Source organism: Aporhodopirellula aestuarii (genome assembly GCF_023701485.1).
In the GTDB taxonomy this organism is placed as follows: domain Bacteria; phylum Planctomycetota; class Planctomycetia; order Pirellulales; family Pirellulaceae; genus Rhodopirellula; species Rhodopirellula aestuarii.
This window is the reverse complement of sequence record NZ_JAMQBK010000084.1, coordinates 33815-55287: the sequence shown is the minus strand read 5'-3', so window position 1 is coordinate 55287 and position 21473 is coordinate 33815. Positions and strand designations below refer to the sequence as shown.

General features: G+C 55.7%; 14 protein-coding genes. 9 read left to right on the top strand and 5 right to left on the bottom strand.

The window, feature by feature from the left end; all coding sequences use genetic code 11:
* The first annotated feature begins 250 nt into the window (after positions 1 to 250).
* Together NB063_RS27715 and NB063_RS27710 are read left to right on the top strand one after the other, a co-directional pair.
* The gene (locus tag NB063_RS27715; RefSeq protein ID WP_250932313.1) at positions 251 to 628 is read left to right on the top strand and encodes a ParD-like family protein; all 378 of its coding nucleotides are present in this window, start codon (positions 251 to 253) and stop codon (positions 626 to 628) included.
* Positions 625 to 1173, top strand: coding sequence for a zeta toxin family protein (locus NB063_RS27710; protein WP_250932312.1), 549 nt, complete (start codon positions 625 to 627; stop codon positions 1171 to 1173). The genes NB063_RS27715 and NB063_RS27710 overlap by 4 nt, the downstream gene beginning before the upstream one ends.
* 115 nt (positions 1174 to 1288) lie before the next feature.
* On the opposite strand, the gene NB063_RS27705 is transcribed toward NB063_RS27710, so the two are convergent.
* On the bottom strand, positions 1289 to 2245 hold the full coding sequence (locus NB063_RS27705; protein WP_250932311.1) for a hypothetical protein: 957 nt from the start codon (positions 2243 to 2245) through the stop codon (positions 1289 to 1291).
* Between the two features lie 544 nt (positions 2246 to 2789).
* Positions 2790 to 3632 (bottom strand): transglutaminase family protein, encoded by an 843-nt coding sequence (locus NB063_RS27700; RefSeq protein ID WP_250932310.1) that lies wholly within the window; start codon positions 3630 to 3632, stop codon positions 2790 to 2792.
* Between the two features lie 82 nt (positions 3633 to 3714).
* Here NB063_RS27700 and NB063_RS27695 point away from each other — a divergent pair, with 82 nt between their 5' ends.
* From NB063_RS27695 to NB063_RS27685, 3 genes are all read left to right on the top strand, one after another.
* Positions 3715 to 5802 carry a transglutaminase family protein gene (locus tag NB063_RS27695; protein ID WP_250932309.1) on the top strand — a complete coding sequence of 696 codons (2088 nt, stop codon included), beginning with the start codon at positions 3715 to 3717 and terminating at the stop codon, positions 5800 to 5802.
* 556 nt (positions 5803 to 6358) lie between these two features.
* Positions 6359 to 8083: an ABC transporter substrate-binding protein gene (locus tag NB063_RS27690; protein ID WP_250932308.1), complete on the top strand. Its 1725-nt coding sequence runs from the start codon at positions 6359 to 6361 to the stop codon at positions 8081 to 8083.
* The gene (locus NB063_RS27685) at positions 8080 to 10107 is read left to right on the top strand and encodes a methyl-accepting chemotaxis protein (RefSeq protein ID WP_250932307.1); all 2028 of its coding nucleotides are present in this window, start codon (positions 8080 to 8082) and stop codon (positions 10105 to 10107) included. The genes NB063_RS27690 and NB063_RS27685 overlap by 4 nt, the downstream gene beginning before the upstream one ends.
* A 968-nt stretch (positions 10108 to 11075) precedes the next feature.
* Here the strand turns inward: NB063_RS27685 and NB063_RS27680 are convergent.
* Positions 11076 to 11342 (bottom strand): BON domain-containing protein, encoded by a 267-nt coding sequence (locus NB063_RS27680; protein ID WP_250932306.1) that lies wholly within the window; start codon positions 11340 to 11342, stop codon positions 11076 to 11078.
* Positions 11343 to 12093: 751 nt separating this feature from the next.
* Between NB063_RS27680 and NB063_RS27675 the strand changes: the two genes are divergently transcribed.
* Positions 12094 to 12567 (top strand): CBS domain-containing protein, encoded by a 474-nt coding sequence (locus NB063_RS27675; RefSeq protein WP_250932305.1) that lies wholly within the window; start codon positions 12094 to 12096, stop codon positions 12565 to 12567.
* A 240-nt stretch (positions 12568 to 12807) separates the two neighbouring features.
* On the opposite strand, the gene NB063_RS27670 is transcribed toward NB063_RS27675, so the two are convergent.
* Positions 12808 to 14442, bottom strand: a complete 1635-nt coding sequence (locus NB063_RS27670; protein WP_250932304.1) for a glutaredoxin family protein — start codon at positions 14440 to 14442, stop codon at positions 12808 to 12810.
* 320 nt (positions 14443 to 14762) lie between these two features.
* Here NB063_RS27670 and NB063_RS27665 point away from each other — a divergent pair, with 320 nt between their 5' ends.
* From NB063_RS27665 to NB063_RS27655, 3 genes are all read left to right on the top strand, one after another.
* Positions 14763 to 16382 carry a cation:proton antiporter domain-containing protein gene (locus NB063_RS27665; RefSeq protein WP_250932303.1) on the top strand — a complete coding sequence of 540 codons (1620 nt, stop codon included), beginning with the start codon at positions 14763 to 14765 and terminating at the stop codon, positions 16380 to 16382.
* Positions 16383 to 16636: 254 nt separating this feature from the next.
* Entirely contained in the window at positions 16637 to 18865 is a 2229-nt protein-coding gene (locus tag NB063_RS27660; RefSeq protein ID WP_250932302.1) for an outer membrane protein assembly factor BamB family protein, read from the top strand.
* Between the two features lie 100 nt (positions 18866 to 18965).
* A complete protein-coding gene (locus NB063_RS27655) occupies positions 18966 to 20315 on the top strand; it encodes an MFS transporter (RefSeq protein ID WP_407652736.1) in 1350 nt (449 codons plus the stop codon).
* Positions 20316 to 20605: 290 nt separating this feature from the next.
* Here NB063_RS27655 and NB063_RS27650 read toward each other — a convergent pair whose 3' ends face one another.
* On the bottom strand, positions 20606 to 21472 hold the full coding sequence (locus tag NB063_RS27650; RefSeq protein ID WP_250932300.1) for a hypothetical protein: 867 nt from the start codon (positions 21470 to 21472) through the stop codon (positions 20606 to 20608).
* Between the last annotated feature and the right edge of the window lies 1 nt (position 21473).

Below are 21473 nucleotides of genomic sequence, written 5' to 3'. Positions count from 1 at the left end.
CCGGGGCCCCGTAACGGACGACGCAAACGCAAATCCCAGTTATCAGAAGGACGTTAACCCAGGCCGGATTTTTCGCCTCCACGAACAAATCGCGTTCTGATTAACACGTTTTTGTTAATCAGCGAGTCTGTTCTAAGGAGGGACCGAGTCCCAATTCGAGAGAACCATGCATGTCGAGAACCACCGATCTGGAGATACAATTGACTGGACTCGCGGGTAGCAAAATGCTACCATGTTAGAGAGGTGAATTATGGGCCAGCCAGTCAAACTTTCGAATGAACTTGTCGATGACGCTCGGGCGGTCGTGCCGTTCACCCAGCGAAGCATCGCCGAGCAGATTGAATTCTGGGCAGGGCTAGGTAAATCGATCGAACCGCTTTTGCGTGGCGACCGCTCGATGTTGTTGCGGAGAACGGGTTCCGAGCGGCCACTTTCGCGAGCGATAGCCGAGGTCGACACCGCCAAGGGTCGTAGACGAGTTGAGGCCTATCTCAAGAAGCGTCCCTTTCCACATTACAAGCCAGTACTTGGTAATCCGGAATTACTCCGACGCATCGAAGCAGACGGTTCAGAGGTGATTGGCCGGTTTGTCGGTCGTGACTTTGTGGAAGTCGAAGGCGAACGTTGAGTTTGCCATTTGCGTTCTTGGACCAGCTGCCAATCGTCATCGCAATCGCCGGATCGAATGGCGCTGGAAAATCGACCTTCTTCGATACTTTTCTTTCCGACTGTGGTCTGCGTTTCATCAACGCAGATGTCATTGCGGAAGGATTGGAGATGCCTGCATACGAAGCGGCCGAAGTGGCATCGGCGATTCGATCTTCGCTAGTGAGCCAGCAAGAGAGTTTTATCTTTGAAACCGTGCTCTCCGATCCCGTTGGTGACAAGGTGGATACTCTCGCCAAGTACGCCGACTCGGGGTACACGGTGGTACTTATCTTCATCCGTGTGGATCGTGTCGAAGAATCGATTCGCCGTGTCGCGATGCGTGCCAGCCAAGGAGGGCATGACGTACCTGATGAAAAGCTGAAAGCCCGATTCGAGCGGACAAAAGCAAACTTGCAGAGAGCAATAGATCGTTTGCCAGATGTCATGATCTACGACAACAGCGACTTGGACCAGCCTTATCGGTTGGTTGAGGTCTACGAATACGGGCGACGAGTTGACAATTAAACGCGACTCGAGAAACAGTTGGAACAAATTCTCCCAATCGATCTGGTATACACGTTGGATCGATCGCTCTCTGTGTATGTAATCGACTGTCCAATTCGTATTTCCTTGGCCATCGCTATGCAACGAATTGATCGTCGGCCTCGTCGTCCCAGTAAGGTGCCATGCGGATCGAAACTCTTGTCTCGCCTTTGAAGTCGATTCGCGACAGAGTTGCTTGCAAAAACGCATAAAGTTGCTTGGAATTTTGGCACGGCAAAAGCAACCGAAGCCATCCGTCTGCAATTTCCTCGCCGGCCAGACCACCAAGATACTCGTCGTCAGGATCGTCAAGTACCAGAGCATTGGCGATCTTTTCGCGGACCCTTTCGGCCGCTGTGCGTTCCCGCTTCGTTTGTTCGGATCCCGATATTTTAAGGTGAATGACCAGCGTCTGCTTCAAACTCTTTTCAGACGGTTTGCTTTTCGCTACGACCGATCGCGGTCGTTTGCCCGGTTCGCTCGTCCAGACGGCGTCAAAGTGAAAGCCAAGCAATCGATTAGCTTGCACTCGCTCTACGAATTTCTCTGTCACGAATTCTGTGGAAGGATGCTCCGGTATCCGAAAAATCGACAGGGATTTGATCTTCGATTTGAAAAACGCATATTTTTGGATGTCAAAAAAGTTTGTTTTGCTTCCGTCGAGCAAAATCCCCCTCGTCTTCGCGCGATTCAATATTCCGTTTGCGAGCGTTCGTGTTTGGTAGGCAAAGTAGTCACCAAACTTGGATCTCACCGGCAACAACTCGCCATTGGCCTCCAGATAGTCCTTTAAAACTGATACCGCTCGACGACTGAAAACAGGCACGTGCAGGCAACATGGGAAATCGTTAAACGGATTCACATTTTCCTGGAACGTGAATTCGGGATAGTCCCATTTCCGACGGAGCGATGGAATTTTGAAATTGAGTGATGTCGGATAGAAGTGCGTGAAATCGTAGGTTCGCCCGTGTTCACTGGTTAACCCCTCCAGTTCCCAGCCGAAACCTTCGAAGCGAGGATCATCCAAGATGGGCTTCAATTTGTAAAACTGCATGATCAGTCGATCTCGTCAAGAATTGGCGTGTTCAATCTCTCGTAGAATACCTTGTCTAGCAGGTGGCCAATCGTAGGAAGCTGTTCCCACGATTTCCGGTCGGGATACGGACGCAATTGCGCCCGAGTATCGAGCGTGTCCACCTAACACCGTGGCCAAAGGCGTGTCAAAACCTGCGGGCATCAAGGGCAACCGATTTGGTAATGCACCACCCGCTACATGTTGTCAGTCGGTGGACTGGACATTGCTTCGAGACGATGTGGAAGTTCGATCTGCAAGTGACCGAAGAACACCGGAAAGCCGCGCTGAAGGTCAAACCCAAGTTGCCACCGAAGACGATCGAAAATCTTTGCGCCCAACCAATGGGCGAGCCGAAGCAGAATCCCAAGCAGTGAATGCGAGACACTGCAGGAAACGAGGCGCAAGAAAAGAGCCAAACCCGGTATTGGCGGCATTCGGCTTGGATGGTCTTGGGGTTTCTGCCTCATTGATAGCGGCAATAAAACTCGGCTACGTGATGGGGCGTTTGCCCGTTCCACTCGGTTTAGGATGGATCCAATCGCTTAACTTCCACCTCGACTTCCATCTTCGACTTCGACTGGCCGTGGTAGGTACCCGAGACTGGAGGAATCCATTCGGGATGGCGTGCGACGGCGACCGCGATGTGATCGCCATAGACGCGTTGGCCCGCGGTGGAATCAAACCCGCGCCAACCGGCGCCTGTCAGATACACTTCGCACCAAGCATGGGTCGCTCCTTCGCCGGGCGATAAGTTGGGTTCGTATCGATAGCCGCTGACAAAACGCGCCGCGAAGCCGAGGTGTCGGCAGGCTTCCATGAACAACGTCGCAAAGTCGCGACAAGAACCACCACCGCGGGCAAGCGTTTCGGCGGGCCGCTGCACACCGACGGCCTCGCGTTTGCCATATTGCATTTGCTCGGGAATTGCTTGATTCATTCGTTCGAGGAGATCGAAGGTAGGCAGGGTTTGGCCCGGCTTCCAGAATTTTTCGATCCAGTCTCTCAGGGTGTCGATGTTTTGCGTAAACAACGGCTGCATAAACGGCATTAAATCGGCACGTTCTCCAACGTCGTACTGGAACGGATACTGTGCCGCCCTTGCGTCGAGACTAAAGCCGAGTGGAGTGTCCTCATAGTGCTCGATGACGACTTCGCTGTTGAACTCCAGCAAGTCAGTCTCTTCCTCGAAGGTGACCACCGCCACCGAATTCCCGTGAACATCGCGGTGCCAGAGCGTCTTGTGGTCGGGATGAATCGTTAGCCGAGAAGACACAATGCGTATGTCGTGCCCCTCACGTGGGCGCAATAAGAGCTTGTGTGGGTAAAGCTTCACCGGACGGGGATACCGGTAACGGGTTGTGTGCATTATTTTGATTTGACGCATCTCCCAAGTTTATCGGGAGACGCTTGCTCCTTGAACTCCCCATTAAAGACGACGCGAATTCGCAATGACGGCAGTTGATGACGTGATGCGCGCCCTGGACGCGCATGATGAAAGCTTGGATCGATGCGGTTTATGCATTTGGGTGGGGGCGGAGCCGACTTACACCGATCGAATGTCGGAGCAGTCGGAATGGTTGTTCGACGCATTGGGTGATGATAAGCGTCACCGCGCCGACCGAATCCTCGCGAGATTGGCAGGTCACGAAGTCGGAGCGGCCGTGATACGCAGTGTGGGCCGGCAATACGGCGGCGAAGCGTGCCCGCGTTGGAGTCTTGGATTGTACGCGCGCCGCGACGGCAAGCCGGTCTGGAATGGCCCCCCAGATCCATCACTTACCGAGCCGGCTGACTCACCGCCGCCCAAGACACTGGCGAAAGCACTGACAGCGTGTCTCCGTTCGGCGGGTCTGTCTGCGAAAACCCTGGATTCCCCGCTGGATCATCGCGTTGTTTTTCGCGCCGACGGAGAGCCCCCGCTGACTTGTGTCAAAAAGGAACCGCTGCTCGCTCGACCGTCCGTTCACGACCAACGAGTCGAGGACGCGGAAGTCTTCGACGCTCTGGCCGCAGACGGTGCGTTTTTGATTTGTTGTGATGTCGAAGAGGGCGTGCTGCGAGTTGAACTTCCGGCGATCAAAGAAGTGCCGCTTTTTTTGAAGTTGCTCGGCGTGCTGTCCACCGCCGCGATATCGATCGATGCACCGGCACTCATCCTGGCAGGCTTTCCGCCGCCTGTCGACGAACACATTTCATGGATGACGGTGACCGCGGATCCGGCTGTGATCGAGATCAACATGGCTCCCGTTTCACGGACCGCTGAGCTACTAAAACAACTGCGTCAACTCGATTCGGTTACCGTCGCCGAAGGTCTCGCCTCCTATCGTCTGCAATACAATGGCGAGGAAAGCGATTCGGGCGGAGGAGGACAAATCACACTGGGTGGTGCTAGCGCCGAGGGTAGTCCGTTCTTGACGACGCCCCATCTATTGCCCGGACTGGTTCGCTATTTCAATCGACATCCGTCGCTGTCGTACTTGCACGCATTTGAGTCCGTTGGCCCAGCAAGCCAGGCACCCCGCGCCGACGAAGGGCCGCGAGGTGCGTTGTCGGAGTTATCGCTTGCGTTGGAGCTTCTCGGGCGAACAGAGAATCCGTCGCCCGAAATCATTTGGGACACTCTGACGCCGTTTCTCGCTGACCCGTCGGGCAACTCGCATCGATCCGAAATCAACATTGAAAAGCTGTGGAATCCGTTTCTAGGCGCACGTGGGCTGCAGGGATTGGTCGAGTTCCGCGCATTGCGGATGGGCCCCTCGGCGGAAACGACCGCATCACTGGCAGCATTGCTGCGTGCCGTGGCGGCGATGTTGGCGGAGCATCCCTGTCATGATCCGCTGATCGAATGGCGAGATGAGCTTTATCAACGGTTTTCCCTGCCATACTACTTGCATCGCGACATGGAAGAAGTTCTGGCAGACCTGGATAAGGTTGGACTCGGGCTTGGCCAACCACTGGTGAAGTACCTGCTTCGTGACCAGGATCTCGTGTTGACCAAGTGCAAGATCGGGGGAACTCAGTTAGAAGTACGCCGAGCGTTAGAGTTTTGGCCACTTGTCGGCGACGTCGCTACTCAAGAGCGTGGCGGTTCGCGACTGATCGACGCGAGTACCTCACGCGTCGAAATCCGCTTGCGGGCCAACAACGCTGACAGTGCATTAGGGGACTGGAAGCTTTCTGTTGATGACTGGGCGATTCCGCTAGGCGATGCAGAGGATGCGGCTGGGCGAGTACGCATCACCGGTCTGCGTTATCGCAGATTTGTGCCCCAACGTGGCCTGCATCCGACACTTGGTGCACAGACGCCGCTTTCGTTTTGTCTCTCACACCCAACCGACGGGGCGTGGCGGATGACCATCCATCTGTGGGACCCGACGGGGGCGGCCTATCCCGGTTTGCCCAAAACGATCGATGAAGCGCGTAGCCGTCGCCAAGCGCGCTGCGTCATCGAAAAACTCGACAAGCCACCCACGTCATTGATTGCTCCTCCCGACGAGGCGATCGGAACGCATGTCGTCGACCTGCGTTGGAAATAGTTGCCAAGAAATCGCTGATTGTCGGATCCAGGGATCACGGAAACGACCGATACACTGCTTCGTCTCGGCCCGAGTGAACCTCGTGATCTCAGTCGTGCAGGCTAAACCTATAAGCGGAGCGACACCGCTCTGGCAACCGGACAAATGAACGAGACCGGCGTTGGTGACCACCAATTCCAAAAGGAAGCTGCGTTTGCAGTTTTCCCTCGAGATCAGCGACACGGAAACCGGTATTTCAAGTCTTGCTTCGATTCTTAAGCAGGTACATAGAAGTNNGTGAATGCCGGAACTCGCAAAGCCTCGGTCCGGCCTACAGTTCGCGGCAGTTTCGCCAGATGATTCCTGCAGACCTGCTTAGTCGCGGTAGCGACGGCATGCGAGAGCTCCGGACGCCAGTCCGGGGCGTTTAGTCAACTGATTCTCCTTTTACCGGCGCACACCACGATTTTCGCGGTCGCTCGTGGTTGCAGTTAGAATGCAATGGACGGCCGAGATGCACTCGGCCGCCCGTTGGCCTCTTGTCCGGGGCAATTGGTTTGTTGCGGTGAAGATCAGAATGATACTCAGCCCTACCTCGCTGGCCTGCAAATTGAGCGTTTTTACCTTGCTCGGACTGTCAATTCCAGCGTCCGCTGTGGGCCAGAAGGCACCCCGGCTGGTGAGGCCGGTTGAACTTCGTCGCGATGACGCGTCGGTCCGCGCCTCACCCCATATTGTTCCCGGTTCCCACGTCAAGATTTACATCCCCAGCTTGCCGTACCTGTATACATCGCATGCGGTCAACGGCGCCCTGATCAAACCGTCCAACAACCCGGAGGGCTGGGAATACGACATGGCGGTCGAACATCGTCAGATTGACGAGACGACTTATGAATTCGACCTTCGGCAAGACGTCAAGTTTCAGGACGGCAGTCCGTTCAACGCTGATGCCGTCATCATGAACATGGATGCGTTCAAGCTCCAGCCAACGCTTTACAGCAAGATCGATCAAGTGTTCGACTACGCTGAAAAGATCGACGACGACACCGTACGTTTTCATTTGACTGAAGAGTACGGATGTTTCATGAACGATCTGATCTGGATGCAATTTTATACGAAGGAATATTTGCAGATAAATGGAGGATGGGGTGGCAAGACGACCTGCCCGAACCTGTCCCGGCCCGGCCCGTTTGGCCTCGGACCCTATGTGCTCAAGGAAGGCTACATCGAAGGCGACCGTGCAACATCCAAAGCCGTCTTGGAAGCAAACCCACTGCACTGGGACAAGGAGTTTCCAAAAGTCGAGAAGATCACCGTGTACACCAAGTTGGATTCGGTCGAAGCCAAAGACATGGTTCTGTACCAGGAAGGTGAACTGGACATTGCTTTGATCGCGCCCGAATACAAAGTCGAAACGATTCTTTCGCCCTTTGGCAAAGTGGTCACCTCGTTGTCCAACGATAACATCGCGATCCATACGAACCTGATCAACGGCAACCCGAAATTGCGAGAGACAGCGATTCGGCGGGCACTTAACGAGGCGTTGAACCAACAGTATCTGTTGCACTTTGTGTTTGAGAACGAGGGAGTCTTATCGCCGACTCAAGCGTCTCCTTTCTTCCCGGGAGTGGGCGAGGTCGCCAAAACCCTTCGCGCGTATTCGGAGATCGAGGATCCTTATCAACCCGCCAAACAAGTCAGGCTGAGAAGGATACTCGACGGCTTACGTCTGAAAGTCTTGACTCAAGACCGCTTCCTTTCGATGTGGCGAGGGATTCAAACACAACTCGGCAAAGTTGGCGTAACGCTGGATATCGTGGTGGCTGACAGCGAAAGCGAAATCTTCGGACCGTTGCTCCAAACCAATGCCAACCAGAACGAAGTGTCCTGGGATCTCTTGGTTTGGGGTAATGACGATTGGTTCTTCAACCATCCCTTTACCGCATTCTTCGTTTATCGCACCAACAACGCGTGGAGCACGGTGTACCCTGATCCGATCATGGACGGATACATCGAGGAGATGTTCCGGGTGAGCGTCAACGATCCCGAGTTTGTCGACGTGTCGAGAAAAATCATGCAGCGGGCTTACGACGAGGCGTACATGTTGTTCGTCCCCACGCCGAATAAAGTCTTCGCGGTGAACAAGGAGGTTTACTATGAACCTTATCGCATGGCGTGTGCCCCACTATGGAAGATCCAAGTGACGGACCGACACTGGTCGATTCGAAAAGGAAGCTACCCCAAAAAATTAAGAGGTCCCGTTCATCTGACGCGGTTTCCTCGTACCGAGGAATCGAAATGATGCGTAATCGTGGTGTATCGCTCAAACTAATCGCATTGGTCACCGTTTCGGTGATCGCTTTTTGCGTGATGGGTATTTTTGGAGTTTCGACCACACGCGATACCTTTGAATCGGTTCGCGAAGTACGTCAAACAGCTGTGGAGTTTCGCAAAAGTACGCTTGAGATCACCGAGCCTCTCAATCAATTGCGGCAACTCTCGCTCAAGATGGTCATGTCGCCGGACCAAAGAATGCGGATCGAGCTAAACGATCTGCAACAACAAAAAACGCGTGAGATCGATGGGGTCCTGGCGAGCTGGGACACCGCGAATGCCGACATGGACGAACTCGCCGCGTTCAACGCACTTCGAACCAGTTGGGCCCGTTATAAAACCATCAAGGACGTAACGGTCGCGAAAGTGTTGAAATACTATCGAGAGGAAGCGTTCATCAACGCCATTCAAGCGGAGAACGAGCAGTTCGAAGATGTAAAAGATCACTTGAACAATTGGATGGCCGCCAAGCAACAGGATGCAGATGAAGCTTATGACGCCGCAGAAACGCGTTACTCCAATTCGATTCGGCTGTACCTAATCGTCATCGTGGCGTTGACACTGTTGGTTGGGACGATCGGTTATCTAACCGCAACCACGATCATCGGCCCGATCGAAAAGATGCGGCGGGTCGCGACGAAGATCGCAGACCATGCCAGCACGGGTTCGCTGGGATTGTTGGACGAGCGTATCGAGCTGAAATCCAACGACGAACTGGGCGCTCTCGCGACGGCTTTCAACCAGATGGTTGAGAACATGCAGATAAGTTTGAAACGGCTTTCCGAAGAAGAAAAAAGGACCCAGGCTATTTTGAACTCGGCTGCAGATGGAATTTTGACCGTCGACTCCGACGGTCGGGTGCGATCCATCAATGCGGCGGCGGAACGCCTCTTTGCTTGCTCTGCCGACAAAGCGATCGGTTCCGACGTGGTCGAGTTTCTACCTGCATATAGCCTCAACGGGACACTTGGAAACACGACAGAACACGGAGGAAAACTTTCCGCCGGCGGAGAGAGTGAAGTCCATGTGCATACGCGTGACGGTCGCCAGCAACCCATCGCTCTGCGAATCAGCGAAATGAGCTATGGCGGTGAAACATTGACGATCGCGACGTTGCAGGACATCACCGCCCGCAAAGCGGATGAAGAAGAGCGACGGACTTTGTTCCGAGCGATTCGCAATGCCGTCCAAAGATTGGCTGTCGCCAGCCGGCAAATTCTCGCTTCGACATCGGAACAATCAGTCGGCACCCAGATACAGGCTGCAAGCATCGCTCAGACGGTTTCGACAGTAAACGAAATCTCCCAAACCGCCCAGCAAGCCGCGCAGCGTTCAAGCGAAGTTGCCGATTCAGCACGCCAAGCCGACGATGTTGGAAATGAGGGACGTTCCGCGATCGAGGAATCGATCCACGCCATGGAGCAGGTCCAGATCCAGGTCGAATCGCTCGCAACAAGTATCTTGTCGCTCGCCGAACGCGCCCAGGCGATCGGAGAAATCACCGCAACTGTCAAAGAGATCGCCGAACAAACCAACGTACTGGCACTCAACGCCGCCGTCGAAGCCTCTCGGGCAGGTGAACATGGAAAGGGGTTCGCGGTCGTCGCATCGGAAGTGAAATCGCTCGCCCAGCAATCCAAAAATGCGACCAACCAAGTTCGAACGATCCTCACCGAGATCCAACAGGCGACGCAGGAAGCTGTCCTCTCGACTGAGAACGGCAACAAGGCGGTAGCCTCGGCCAGCCATATCGTCGGCAAGGCTGGTGATACGATCAATCAACTTGTCGCGACTCTAGCGGTCTCGGCGAAATTGGCCGCGCAAATCTCTGCATCAGCCAGTCAGCAAGCAATCGGTGTCAGCCAATTGAAGGACGGGATGACCGATATCAATGGTGTCACCCAACGCCAAGCTGAAACGATCAAGCAGATCGAACATTCGGCGCAGAACCTTAATGAACTTAGTAATGAATTGGCAGACTTGACGGCCTGAACGAGCCATACCTCAAGGAAGTGGTGAATTTTGCACACTGGGTTGCCATGTCGCGGAAGTGAGCGATCTCCTGCGGCGAATGGACGCGCTGAAAACAAGGGTCGGCGTGCTTTCCGGATTCGTACCAAATAGACCGATTCGCGAAGAGCATGCCGGCGATCGATCTGACATTGGGTTAACGCTCCTTGCGAGTGCGTTATCTGACCTGGACCGTGGGTCGCCTGATCCGGAGGCTCGCGTCCCTGCCGTCAAAAGACTTAGCGGAACGGCGCAAGCCGTCCGGTCTCACACCGAGTTTTTACGCTGATAAAGTCCCAACTCGACAGCACCGCCTTTTCGCGGTAAGGGCAGGGAAGATCTCATGATTTCGGTTCATTACCGATCCGGCTATTCGGTGATCCAACTCATTGAGATATCGATCGGCCCCCTTTTCCGCTCACAACGCAACCACTGACCGCTGCCGCGCGGGATCGTCTGCCCAGATCAGGATCTCACCTGAAAATTCCATCACTTTCACGGACGCACTTGCGATTTCTACGTGGATGGCGAAGCGGACGTTGCCGGTGGTGCTCGGTCTCGGAGAGCCCGAGCTACGTGACATGCTGCGTAGAAAGAAACGCTGTCCAGCTAACGCTTTGCCCGACAAGGATTGTCGTCGCACACGCGAAGGGCTCACGTTAGCTGGAGCCTAACTAGGGTTAGATTGAGTGATGGATGAGCAAACCGAAGTGCGACAATGCGCAACACCGAGCCCACCATTCATAAAGTTCCTCGACACGATGCCACACTCACCGGTTAGACGTGGCAATGAGTCACGGTCTTCTATCGAACGCTCAAATCGAAACCTGGCGATCGATTTGGCTTTCGCTCCACGGCAAAATCATGAGGAGCAACCGCGGGCGATCAGGAACGTCGCATCAGACATAGCAAATAGCGCAGGTAATTGATCGCAAGCAAGAGTTTTCAAGCTACCGCACGTGCAACTTGTTGCGAACAGCTGTCACCGCGGGGACGTGGCGGACAATTTCTTGAGCGAGCTGTTTGAGATAAAACGAATCAACGGTTCCAAACAGCGTAGCAACGCCTTGGTCGACGCGGCAACGTGCCTCACGCAACCCGCATCGATTCGAATCAGCGAGTGCTTGCAGGATCGCTTCCACGACCGGATCGACTCGGCGTGGCGGTGTGATCAGCAGTGACTTTGACTGTCTTGGCTGGTCAAGCGTAGTGAACATTCAGGTACCCCGTTATTTGTGTTCGTGCCCAAAAACAACAGATGCCAAACAAGCATCCTTCTTGTTTTAGAGTGACTCGTCATGCGGACCAGTCCCAAGCGCCACGATGATAAGAGGATTATATCCAAGCAACCACCTGATGATGGTTTCGACGCTCAATTTACAGCCGACGCATCATTGTTCATCTTCATGAATACACCTTCGAGTTGGACACTTCCGATTTGTCTCTACATCGTTGGGGACCCGACCCGCCTACGCAGTCGCAAGCTCCATGCCAATTCGCACCCAACATGGTTTCGACGTTGCGGCCGAGCATGACCAACAACGAACCAGCTTGGTTGATTGGCGTCCAACGCAAGAACCGTGCTTTCGCGACCCAAGTTCTCTATTGTGATGCCAACTTGGCATTCTGACAGCGGTTTGTGCCTAGCAAGACACACCACACGTGGTGAGATGCATGCAGCGACGCCGCGTCCACTTCGATGTTGCCAGCAAATGATTTCTTTTGACTCGATTTTTCTGCCCCTCGGCCTGCCGACTTGAAGTGTGCAGGGAAGTGCACCAATCGTCATAACTGTGCGAAACGTCACGCGGATCGTGCGTCCTGCGCACATTATGCGGGTTAATGGACGCTAAAACCGGGGCGATCTTAGCAAAATGGATGGGGGTACGATGTTTGCAAGTTAACGCAGTGAGCATCAACACATTGGGTGCCTGATGTCGTCCGTCTAAACTGATCCGAGGCAATACGATGAGCGCCACACAAACCGACTTGCGGACTCCTATTCATAGCTTCATGCGGCGACAGCCGATCACGGTTATGGAAACCGACACGATCCAAGATGCCGTTGAAAAGATGACGGAGGAACATCTCTCCGCCTTGCCTGTCGTTGATCAGGACGGTTGCCTGAAGGGCATTATCACGGTGAGCGACATGTTGCGTTTGATCCAGGATGCGGAACGAACGCTCGACTGCGACATGGCGATCTACGACGAAAGCTATCTGGTTGTCGATCTGATCCGAGAATGCTTGGGCAGCGACGAAGTCGCGAGCGTGATGTCGAATGCGACCGTCACGGCAGAGCAGAACGATTCACTGCAGAAAGTCGCGCAGTTGATGGTCAAACATCAAGTTCACCATGTTCCGGTCATCAACCATGACAAACGACTGCTCGGAATCGTGTCGGCGACTGACTATGTTTCGTTTGTCGCAGAGATGACCTGAGTAGTCCGATTCCCCGGTGGCGATTCGATCTCGCCACCTTGACGCAATTTGGGTCACCGCGGGTACGAGGCGGACGCTCGCGGTGGCTCTGTTTTTTTGCGCGGCGGCAGCAGGACGACGCACTCCCCTCCCAAAGTGCCTCGACGTCCTGCGGACGGGCATTCCGCTCTCATCGAATCGCGAATGCTCATCGAATCGCGAATGCTCATCGAATCGCGAATGCTCATCGAATCGGGAAACTCACGAGCCGAGTTGCAACCATTCGGGGCGGAACAGCATGCAGAGCCCGAGGGCGAGAATGACTAAGCCGCTGAGCAATTTCAGCCACTGTCCTTCTCGTTCCTGCAGCTTTCGATGCGAAAGCGTGACGACGACGATCGAAACCAGAACCATGTCGTCGAGCATGTAAGCGAGAATGTAGATCAGCAGGTACAGGTGGTTTTGCCAAAGCGGCAATTCTTGCAGCGTGAGGACTTGGGTGAAAAGCGCCGGCAGACCGGCGGTGCAGAGCAGCTCGACCATGTTCACGACGACGGCCAGCGCCACCGCACCCGCGATCGCCGCGGTCAAGTATTTCGCTTCGACGATCTTTCGTACCCGGCGATAAAGCCCGGGCTTTTGGCTCTCGGGAATCGAAAACGAGATGCCCTTTTTGAACGCAAAAAAATCCTTGACGTTCACCACACCGATAAAAAGCGCTAGCACTCCCAGGGCAATCTGCACGGGTCTGGCGATGCCGATAAACAGAAAGAGGCTCAACCAAGCGGCCATGAATGCGTAATAGGCCGCCCCGCTGACGAACACGAACGTTCCTGCAATGAGAATAATCTTGCGTCGATCTTTGACGTTCACCAGGACACTTAGCAGGAACACCAATACCCACATCGCGCACGGGTTAAATCCGTCGACCAACCCGACCAGAAAAGAGAACAGAGGCATCCCCAAATCTCGGACTCGCAGTTCGCCGAAGACAGGCACCTCGATGGACTCGACACTTTCCGCCGATGCGATCGGTTCGTCGTCGAAGGATGCTTCACCCGTATCCGCGTCGGTGGCTTCGTCGGGCAATGCGAACTCCCCCATGTCCATCACCGATTCATTCGCCGGCTCATCGCCAGCAATGTCCTCCTGCAACATTCCGGTCATCCAAAGCTGCGGCATCAGGAGCAACGGACCCGTTCCGCGTATCGGCAACCTGCTGGATTGGTCGTTGATCCCTGGCGACGGTGTGATACGAGATTTTTTCCGGATCAAATCCTCGATCTGTTTTCCGGTTACCTCATCCCCTTGATACCCGATAATGACATGCCTGCCGAAATCGATGACAGGCAGACCTGGAGCAGACCCACCGCCACGACAGAGCGCCTCCCAACGCTGGCGGGCGGCGACGTCGTTGGTGATTTCATAGATGCGGAAACGGATCGCGGGCCATCGCTTTTCGAGCACCTTGAGAAAGCGTTTGGCATCGATACAGTGCTGGCAGGTGGCCCGGGTGTAGACGTCCGCGGTAAAAAGTTCTTCGATCGCCGGTCCACTCGTCGCGGCGTTCTCAAACCCAAAATACATCCGGTCGCAGCAATAGAACGCGGGGACGACTGGTTTGTCGCGTCCCGCTTTTTGGGTCAGTTCATACAGTCGGGCCAGATGCTGGCGGTCTTTGATCACGTCTCGCGTGATGACCTCCAATCCCTGGACTCGAGCTTCGAGGTCGCGGACGTAATTCGCGACGGTCTCGGCGGAGGCCAAGTCGCCGCGAACGAAAACTTCCATCTGCACAATGTTGGGAGGTTCGTCGGCAACACACCGCGACGACGTCTCGCCTAGCAAAACAAGCAAACCACAGGAAGCAACGAGCAGGGGCAGCAGGCGGGTCATGAGGGGACTCATGGTGGGTGGGGGAACGTATCATTAGACCCGAGAGCGTGATGTGGTCGCAAAAAATATGCCGCTACGCCTTTTTGCCGCCTCAGACCTCTCCCACACGGACGTTCCGCTCGCTACAAGATCTTCCAATGGATTGCCGATCGATGCGCGCGTGCAGATGAGCGCGCAACCAAGGCACAAACTGTGTCGAATCGGCCTTACCAACAAAAGCCGAATGATCACACGAGAGCGTCGGCCGATAGCAGGACGCAGGGCGCCTGACATTCCCGATCGGCATGGCCCTGCCGAACCGTTCCGCATAAGCTCACCCCATGACCCAATCCCTTATCCACGACCTTCTGATCATCCTCAGCGCCGGATTAGTCGCTGCGTTGGTCTGTCGTTGGATGCGGTCGACGGTCCTGATCGGTTATCTGGTCGTGGGAGCGTTGCTAGGCCAGGGCGGTCTGGGATGGATCTCGAATGACGCTCATCAACTCGAACATTTCGCCGAAGTCGGTGTGTTCTTGCTGTTGTTCTCCATCGGCATCGAGTTTTCGCTGGATGACCTGAGTCGCTTGGGTAAAAACTTTTTGATCGGCGGTTTCGCTCAAATGAGTTTGGTGGGGATCCCCGTCTCGGCCACCTTGGTCGGACTCGGTTTGACGTGGCAGTCATCGGTTTTGATCGGATCGGGGGTCGCGTTCAGCAGCACGGTGTTGGTTTTCAAAGCGTTGTCGGACTGGGGGCAGTCACGCAAAACGCACGGCCGACGGGCGATCGGAATCTTGCTGTTTCAGGACGCGGCTCTGGTCCCGCTATTGTTGCTCGTTCCGCTACTGACCGGATCGGCCAAAGCCCCCGGCCTGCACGCGTACGTCACGCTGGCCGCAATCTCGATCGCTTTCATTTTTGTCATCGCGGCGCTGCGTGGATTACTTTCGCTGTGGGTGATCCCGTTCTTCGCGGGTTACCGCAGTCCCGAGCTGGTAATTTTGTTCACAATCGTTTCGCTCGGTGGCGTCACGTTGGGTGCGCACGAGGTCGGATTGCCACCCGCGGTGGGTGCCTTTGCAGCGGGATTGATTTTCAACGGCAACCGTTGGACTCACCAGATCGATGCGCTTGTGTTGCCGTTTCGCGAAACATTTGCCGCGATCTTTTTTGTCGGTCTCGGACTGATTTTTGATCCCCGTTTGTTTTGGCAAGAACCACTCGTGATGTTGTCAGCACTCGCGGGCGTCGTTGTGATTAAAACTTTGGCCGGAGCGGTGGCGCTTCGTTTGACAGGCATGCCGTTTCGCCATTCGCTCGGAATGGGCTTGGGCCTGGCGCACATCGGTGAGTTTGCATTTGTGCTGGTGTTACTCGGGCTTCAATCCGGCGTGGTCGAAGAAATCGAATATCAACGCGTTGTTGCTGTGGCGGTCGGTTCACTTGTCTTGACGCCACCGCTCATGCAGACCGGACTTCGACTCATCGGTGTAGGCTCGATGACGGACGAAGCGGAAGCGGATATGGTTACCGTTAAGATGCCCAACGAGCGTGCTACGGTCATCGGAGCGGGGCCGATCGGCGGCCGACTGACCTCCCAGCTCGAGACGATGGGGAAAGACGTCTGTCTCATTGACCTCAGCCCCATCAACCTGCAACCGTTCGCGCAGGCGGGTTTCCGGACGGTTGTGGGTGACGCCAGCGACGGGCAAGTGTTGAAATTGGCCGGTGTGATCGATTGCCCACTGTGTGTGGTTTGCGTCCCGCAAGACGTCTCGGCGGTCAAAATTGTGCGGGCGATTCGCAAGATCAATCGTTCGGGAAAACTTATTGTGCGATGTCGATATCAAGCCAGTGCGCCACGGTTAAAGCGACTCGGCGTGAATCACATTGTCGCCGAAGAGGCCGAGGCAACACTCGCCCTGATGCGGGCACTGAGCAAAATCGACTCGGCGTGATTCGCGAACCACCTTTGCCCCGCGAACGCGTGCCCTACGCGAAAGTCGATTCCCTGCCCGGTATCAAGCGGACAATCGGGTGAGTGGAACCCCGACACCGGGGCTCCCGAGGTGTTGCAAGCGCCCGGGCAGTGTTCCTGTCAACATTTTTGGGATTTTGCCCCTTCTCCGCGGTAACAGCGATTAGCAGAATATCGCGTGTTAATGATCCCCTACCCGCGCTGATGCGTGAATCCTGCCTGAAAGTGCCCCACATGCAACCTGCTCGCCTTGGTTTGAGTTTGGTTTGTTTCGTTTCTCTGTTTTGCTCCGTATCGAACGCTCAAACGCGTGACCCGATGGATTGGCCGGCGTGGAACGGCCCGAACCAAGACCGCGTGTCGCTCGAAACCGGCTTGGTCGATCGCTTTGATCCCAAGGGTGGAGATGGCAGCAACGTCATTTTCAAAAGCGAACTGGCGGCTGGTATCTCGACGCCGATCGTGATGAACGGGCGTCTCTTTACGATCGTGCGAGACCAACCCGGAACTCCTCGAGACGCCGAGAAGGTGATCTGCCTCGACGCGTCTTCAGGCGAACTGTTGTGGGAAAACATCTACAACGTCTTCCTTTCTGATCTTCCCGCCGAACGCGTTGGTTGGTCCAACGTTTGTGGTGATCCCGAATCCAATCGTGTGTATGCGTTGGGCGCGTGCTGTCTGTTCCAATGCCTGGACGCGGAAAGCGGCAAGACGCTGTGGTCGCGATCGCTCAGCGAAGAGTTCGGCATGCTCAGCACGTATGGCGGGCGAACAAACACACCTGTCGTTTTTGAAAACTTGGTCATCATCAGCGGCGTGACGACGGGTTGGGACACGTCGGCGAAACCGGCTCATCGCTTCTTCGCGTTTGACAAGATGGACGGACAACTCGTTTGGACAACCAGCACACGCCCGCTACCCGAAGACACCACGTACAGCACCCCGGTGATTCGCATGATCGACGGGCAAGCTGTGATGATCGCCGGTGCCGGTGATGGGAACGTGTACGGAATGCAGCCGCGCACCGGAAAGATTCTGTGGAGCGAAACGATCTCTCGCCGCGGGATCAACACTTCCGCTGCGGTCGACTCGAGCGGAAAAGTCTTTGCGACTCACGGCGAAGAGAATCCTGAGGGTACCGCGATGGGCGCCGTTGTCTGCATCGATTCGTTGTTTGCGTCACCCGATTCGGCGTCGGCGGAATTGTGGCGGACCGAGGAACTCACCGTTGGAAAAAGTTCGCCGTTGTTGCTCGATGGCCGGCTGTATGTCGTCGAGGACTCGTCGCGGATGCATGTCTTAGACACCGAAACGGGAGAGCTGATTGGAAAACCGCTCAAGCTCGGAACGGCGATGCGAGGCAGCTTGTTATATGCTGACGGTAAAATTTACGCGGCAACGTCAACGGGTATCTTCCACGTCATGCGGCCGACCGAAAACGGCGTCGAAACGTTGTTCAAAGTTCGCTTGCCCAAGGGACACGACGTCGGCGGTTCGCCCATTGCATCACACGGCAAGATCTACCTTCCCACGACTGCAGGTTTGTACTGTATCGGCGAGCCACAAACACGCCCCGCACTCGCGAAGAACACGTCACCTGACCCGGAAACTCCGAGTCAAAACGCGACGGAAAATTCCGTCGCGCAGTTGCAGCTAATTCCTGCCGAAGCGATCGTTCGACCGGGCGAATCGCTGCCATTGAAAGTCGGGGCATTTGACGTCAACGGTGCTCGCGTTGCCACACCGCCTTTCAATTCGATCCGTTTTAGCGTCTCCGGCGACGCAAACATTGACGCCAACGGCGTGCTCCATGTCGCCGACTCGGACTCGCACGGCGCGATTACCGTTACCGCTTCCCTTAATGACATCGACGCCCAATCTCGTTTGCGGGCTATCGGTCCGCTGCCGTGGCATTTCGACTTTGCCGCCGGCGAGGTTCCGGTCACTTGGATCGGCGCTCGATATCGCCACGAGCCTCGGGTCGTCGACGGTGACCCCGCGATCGTGAAGATCACGACGATCCCCAAAGGCACCCGTAGCCAAACTTGGTTTGGGCCCACCGAACTGCATGACTACACCATCACGGCCGATGTTAAAGCCGCCGGGGGCACCGCCAAACTGCCTGACATGGGCGTCATCGCTCAGCGATACACATTGGACTTGATGGGTGAATCGCAGCAGTTGCAAATCCGAACGTGGGCCGCCCAGTTGAGGATGGCCAAGAGCGTGCCGCTGGAGTGGAAAGCGGACCAGTGGTACACGCTGAAACTTCGCGCCTCGAACGAAGATGGACTCGCGGTACTGCGTGGCAAAGTTTGGCCGCGTTCCGAATCCGAGCCCGCGGATTGGATGATCACGGCAACGGATGAGTCGCCTAACACGATCGGCAGCCCCGGACTGTTCGGAAACGCTACCAACGCGGAGATCATTATCGACAACGTGAACGTGAGTGCGAACGAATAACCGTCGCACGCCCGCAGACCAATCGCCTCCCTATCACATCGAGGCGTAACCGTTCCGCTGGCGTCAACACCGCATCACACGTCCTGCCCTCTTCGTCGAGATCTCCCGATTGCCTTCCTCCGCCTACACGCCACCTTCCACCACGGTCAAATGGATCGTCTGTATCATTGCGGCGATCGGATTCGCGTTCGACATCTACGAATTGTTGATGTTGCCGCTGATCCTTCGTCCGGCGCTTTCCGAATTGGTCGGTGCGTTGCCCGGCACACCCGAATTTGAGTACTGGCGTGGCATCCTGTTTTTCGTACCCGCCATGGTTGGTGGCGTGTTCGGATTGCTCGGCGGATACCTCACGGACCTATGGGGGCGTCGCCGTGTGCTCGTCATCAGCATCTTCTTGTACGCCTTATCGGCAATGGCGAGTGGATTCGTAACCTCGGTCGAATGGCTGCTGTTCTTTCGCTGCACAACGTTCATTGGCGTGTGTGTTGAATTCGTTGCCGCGGTCGCGTGGCTGGCAGAATTGTTTCCCGAACCCAAACAACGCGAGGCGGTGTTGGGATACACGCAAGCGTTCTCATCGATCGGCGGGTTATTGGTCACCGGCGCCAACTACCTCTCGATTCACTACGCGGCGTCGCTACCTGAAATCGTCGGCGGCCATGAAGCGTGGCGGTACACGGTCATTTCAGGCGTGATCCCAGCGATCCCGTTGATCCTGATCCGGCCGTTCTTGCCTGAGTCGCCTCAATGGGCGCAGATGAAAGCCGAAGGCACGTTGCAGCGTCCGAGCATCGCGGAGTTGTTCGCACCGAAACTACGTCGCACGACGATCGTGACCACGTTGATGTTCGCTTGCAGTTACGGGGCGGCCTTCGGAGCGTTGCAGCAAACCCCTTCGATCGTTCCGAACTTGCCGGAAGTGCAAGAGGCGACCGCGGACATGCCCGTGCCGCAGCGGAAGCAAACCGAACAAAAGATCGCAGCCACGGTGAACGGATATCAAGAGTTCGGCGGCCTGGTCGGTCGTTTCGTACTCGCTTCGCTCGCGATGATCATCGTCAGTCGGCGTTGGCTCTTGCGAGTGTTTCAGTGGCCGGGATTGTTCCTCGTGCCGTTGCTGTACTTCTATCCCGCACGCGATAACCTCGAATTGCTCAAGTGGGGCATTTTCGTCGCCGGCATGCTGACGGTGGCCCAGTTCAGCTTTTGGGGCAACTACCTGCCGCGTGTCTTCCCACTGCATCTACGTGGGACCGGAGAGAGCTTTGCCGCGAACATCGGCGGCCGCATGATCGGGACTTCATTCGCCGCCGTGACGGCTTACGTGACCACGCTTTTGCCATCCGGCAGCACCGCGGTCGCGGCGGGCATTGTCGCATTGTTCGTCTACGCGCTTGGCAGCGTGTTGTCGTTCTATCTTCCCGAACCACCGGAAGAGATTGAATGATTGCCGTTCAAACGCATTCGGCGGAAGAGCAAAACATTGGCGTTTTTAACTCTCGCGTAGCTGAGTCTCTTCGAGGCTGGAAAAGCGGGTGATGCGCGCAGTTCTCGGTCTTGGAAAGACCGAGCTACGTGAAAAGTCACGTCGTCTAGCTAAGCCAGCGGTGCTCATGGCCGTTTGGCCGGGTGAACCAGCCCAAAACAGCATCTTCCAAACTCCCGCGTCTCGGCTCGCTCAAACGACGGTTCCGCGAAAGCGAAATCAAGAGAAGCCGAGAGATTCGTTCGCACCAATCAGCGGTTGATCTTGGCACTCGCAGGCATGGCTTGAGTTCCCTGACTGCTAGCGTTTGCATCCGTTGCCGACGGTTTCATGGCGACATCAAACGTTGAGCTCGAGTTCGCTGCGGCGATGTTCCACTGCGGGGTATTCCCCTGCATGCTTGGAACGTCCATCGTTTGGCGGCTGACCGGAGCACTGCGGTGGATCGTCGTCGTCATCAATCCGCTCGTTGGGGGCGTGTTGCCCGCATTGGCGAGTTGCCATTGACGAAACTCAGGTGAGTATCGCTGGGCGAGTGTGGCCGCTGAGCTGTCCTTGGTACCGGGCAGAAGCACCGTCGTTGGACTACCCTGAACCGGTTTGCCCTCTTTGGTCACGAAAGAGGCAACGAGCGAAACGCGGGTTTGTTTTCCGCCAACGGCATCCCACGGGATCCAAACACTGTAAGACGCACCGAGATCGGATTGGCTGAAGTGTCGGGTAAACTGCTCGGGAGTGAACTCAAAACGCTTGACCGCTTGAGAGCCATCCGGGTTCTTTGCGTTTTCATCAAAGCCGAGAACCACCAACGTTCCGTCGACGGGTACGGCGCGAGATTTCTCGTCGTAGAAAAACATTCGGGCGCCAAAACCGCGTGTGGGCACGCGGCCGGCTTGGGTGAGCGTATCGGGAGTCCACGTCGAAGCTAGCTTGACCGGATTGGGATACGGCTCGGGCTGATCACTCTTCGACTTCGCCCACGGCATCCGTTCGGCGAGACTCTTCGGTGGCTTCGGTGACACCACCGAATCGTCCTTCTTTTGAAAGGTCGAGCAACCACTCAACGTCGTACCGACGATGCCGGCCAGCAGCAGATTTTTGAAGGTATTGTTTTTCATG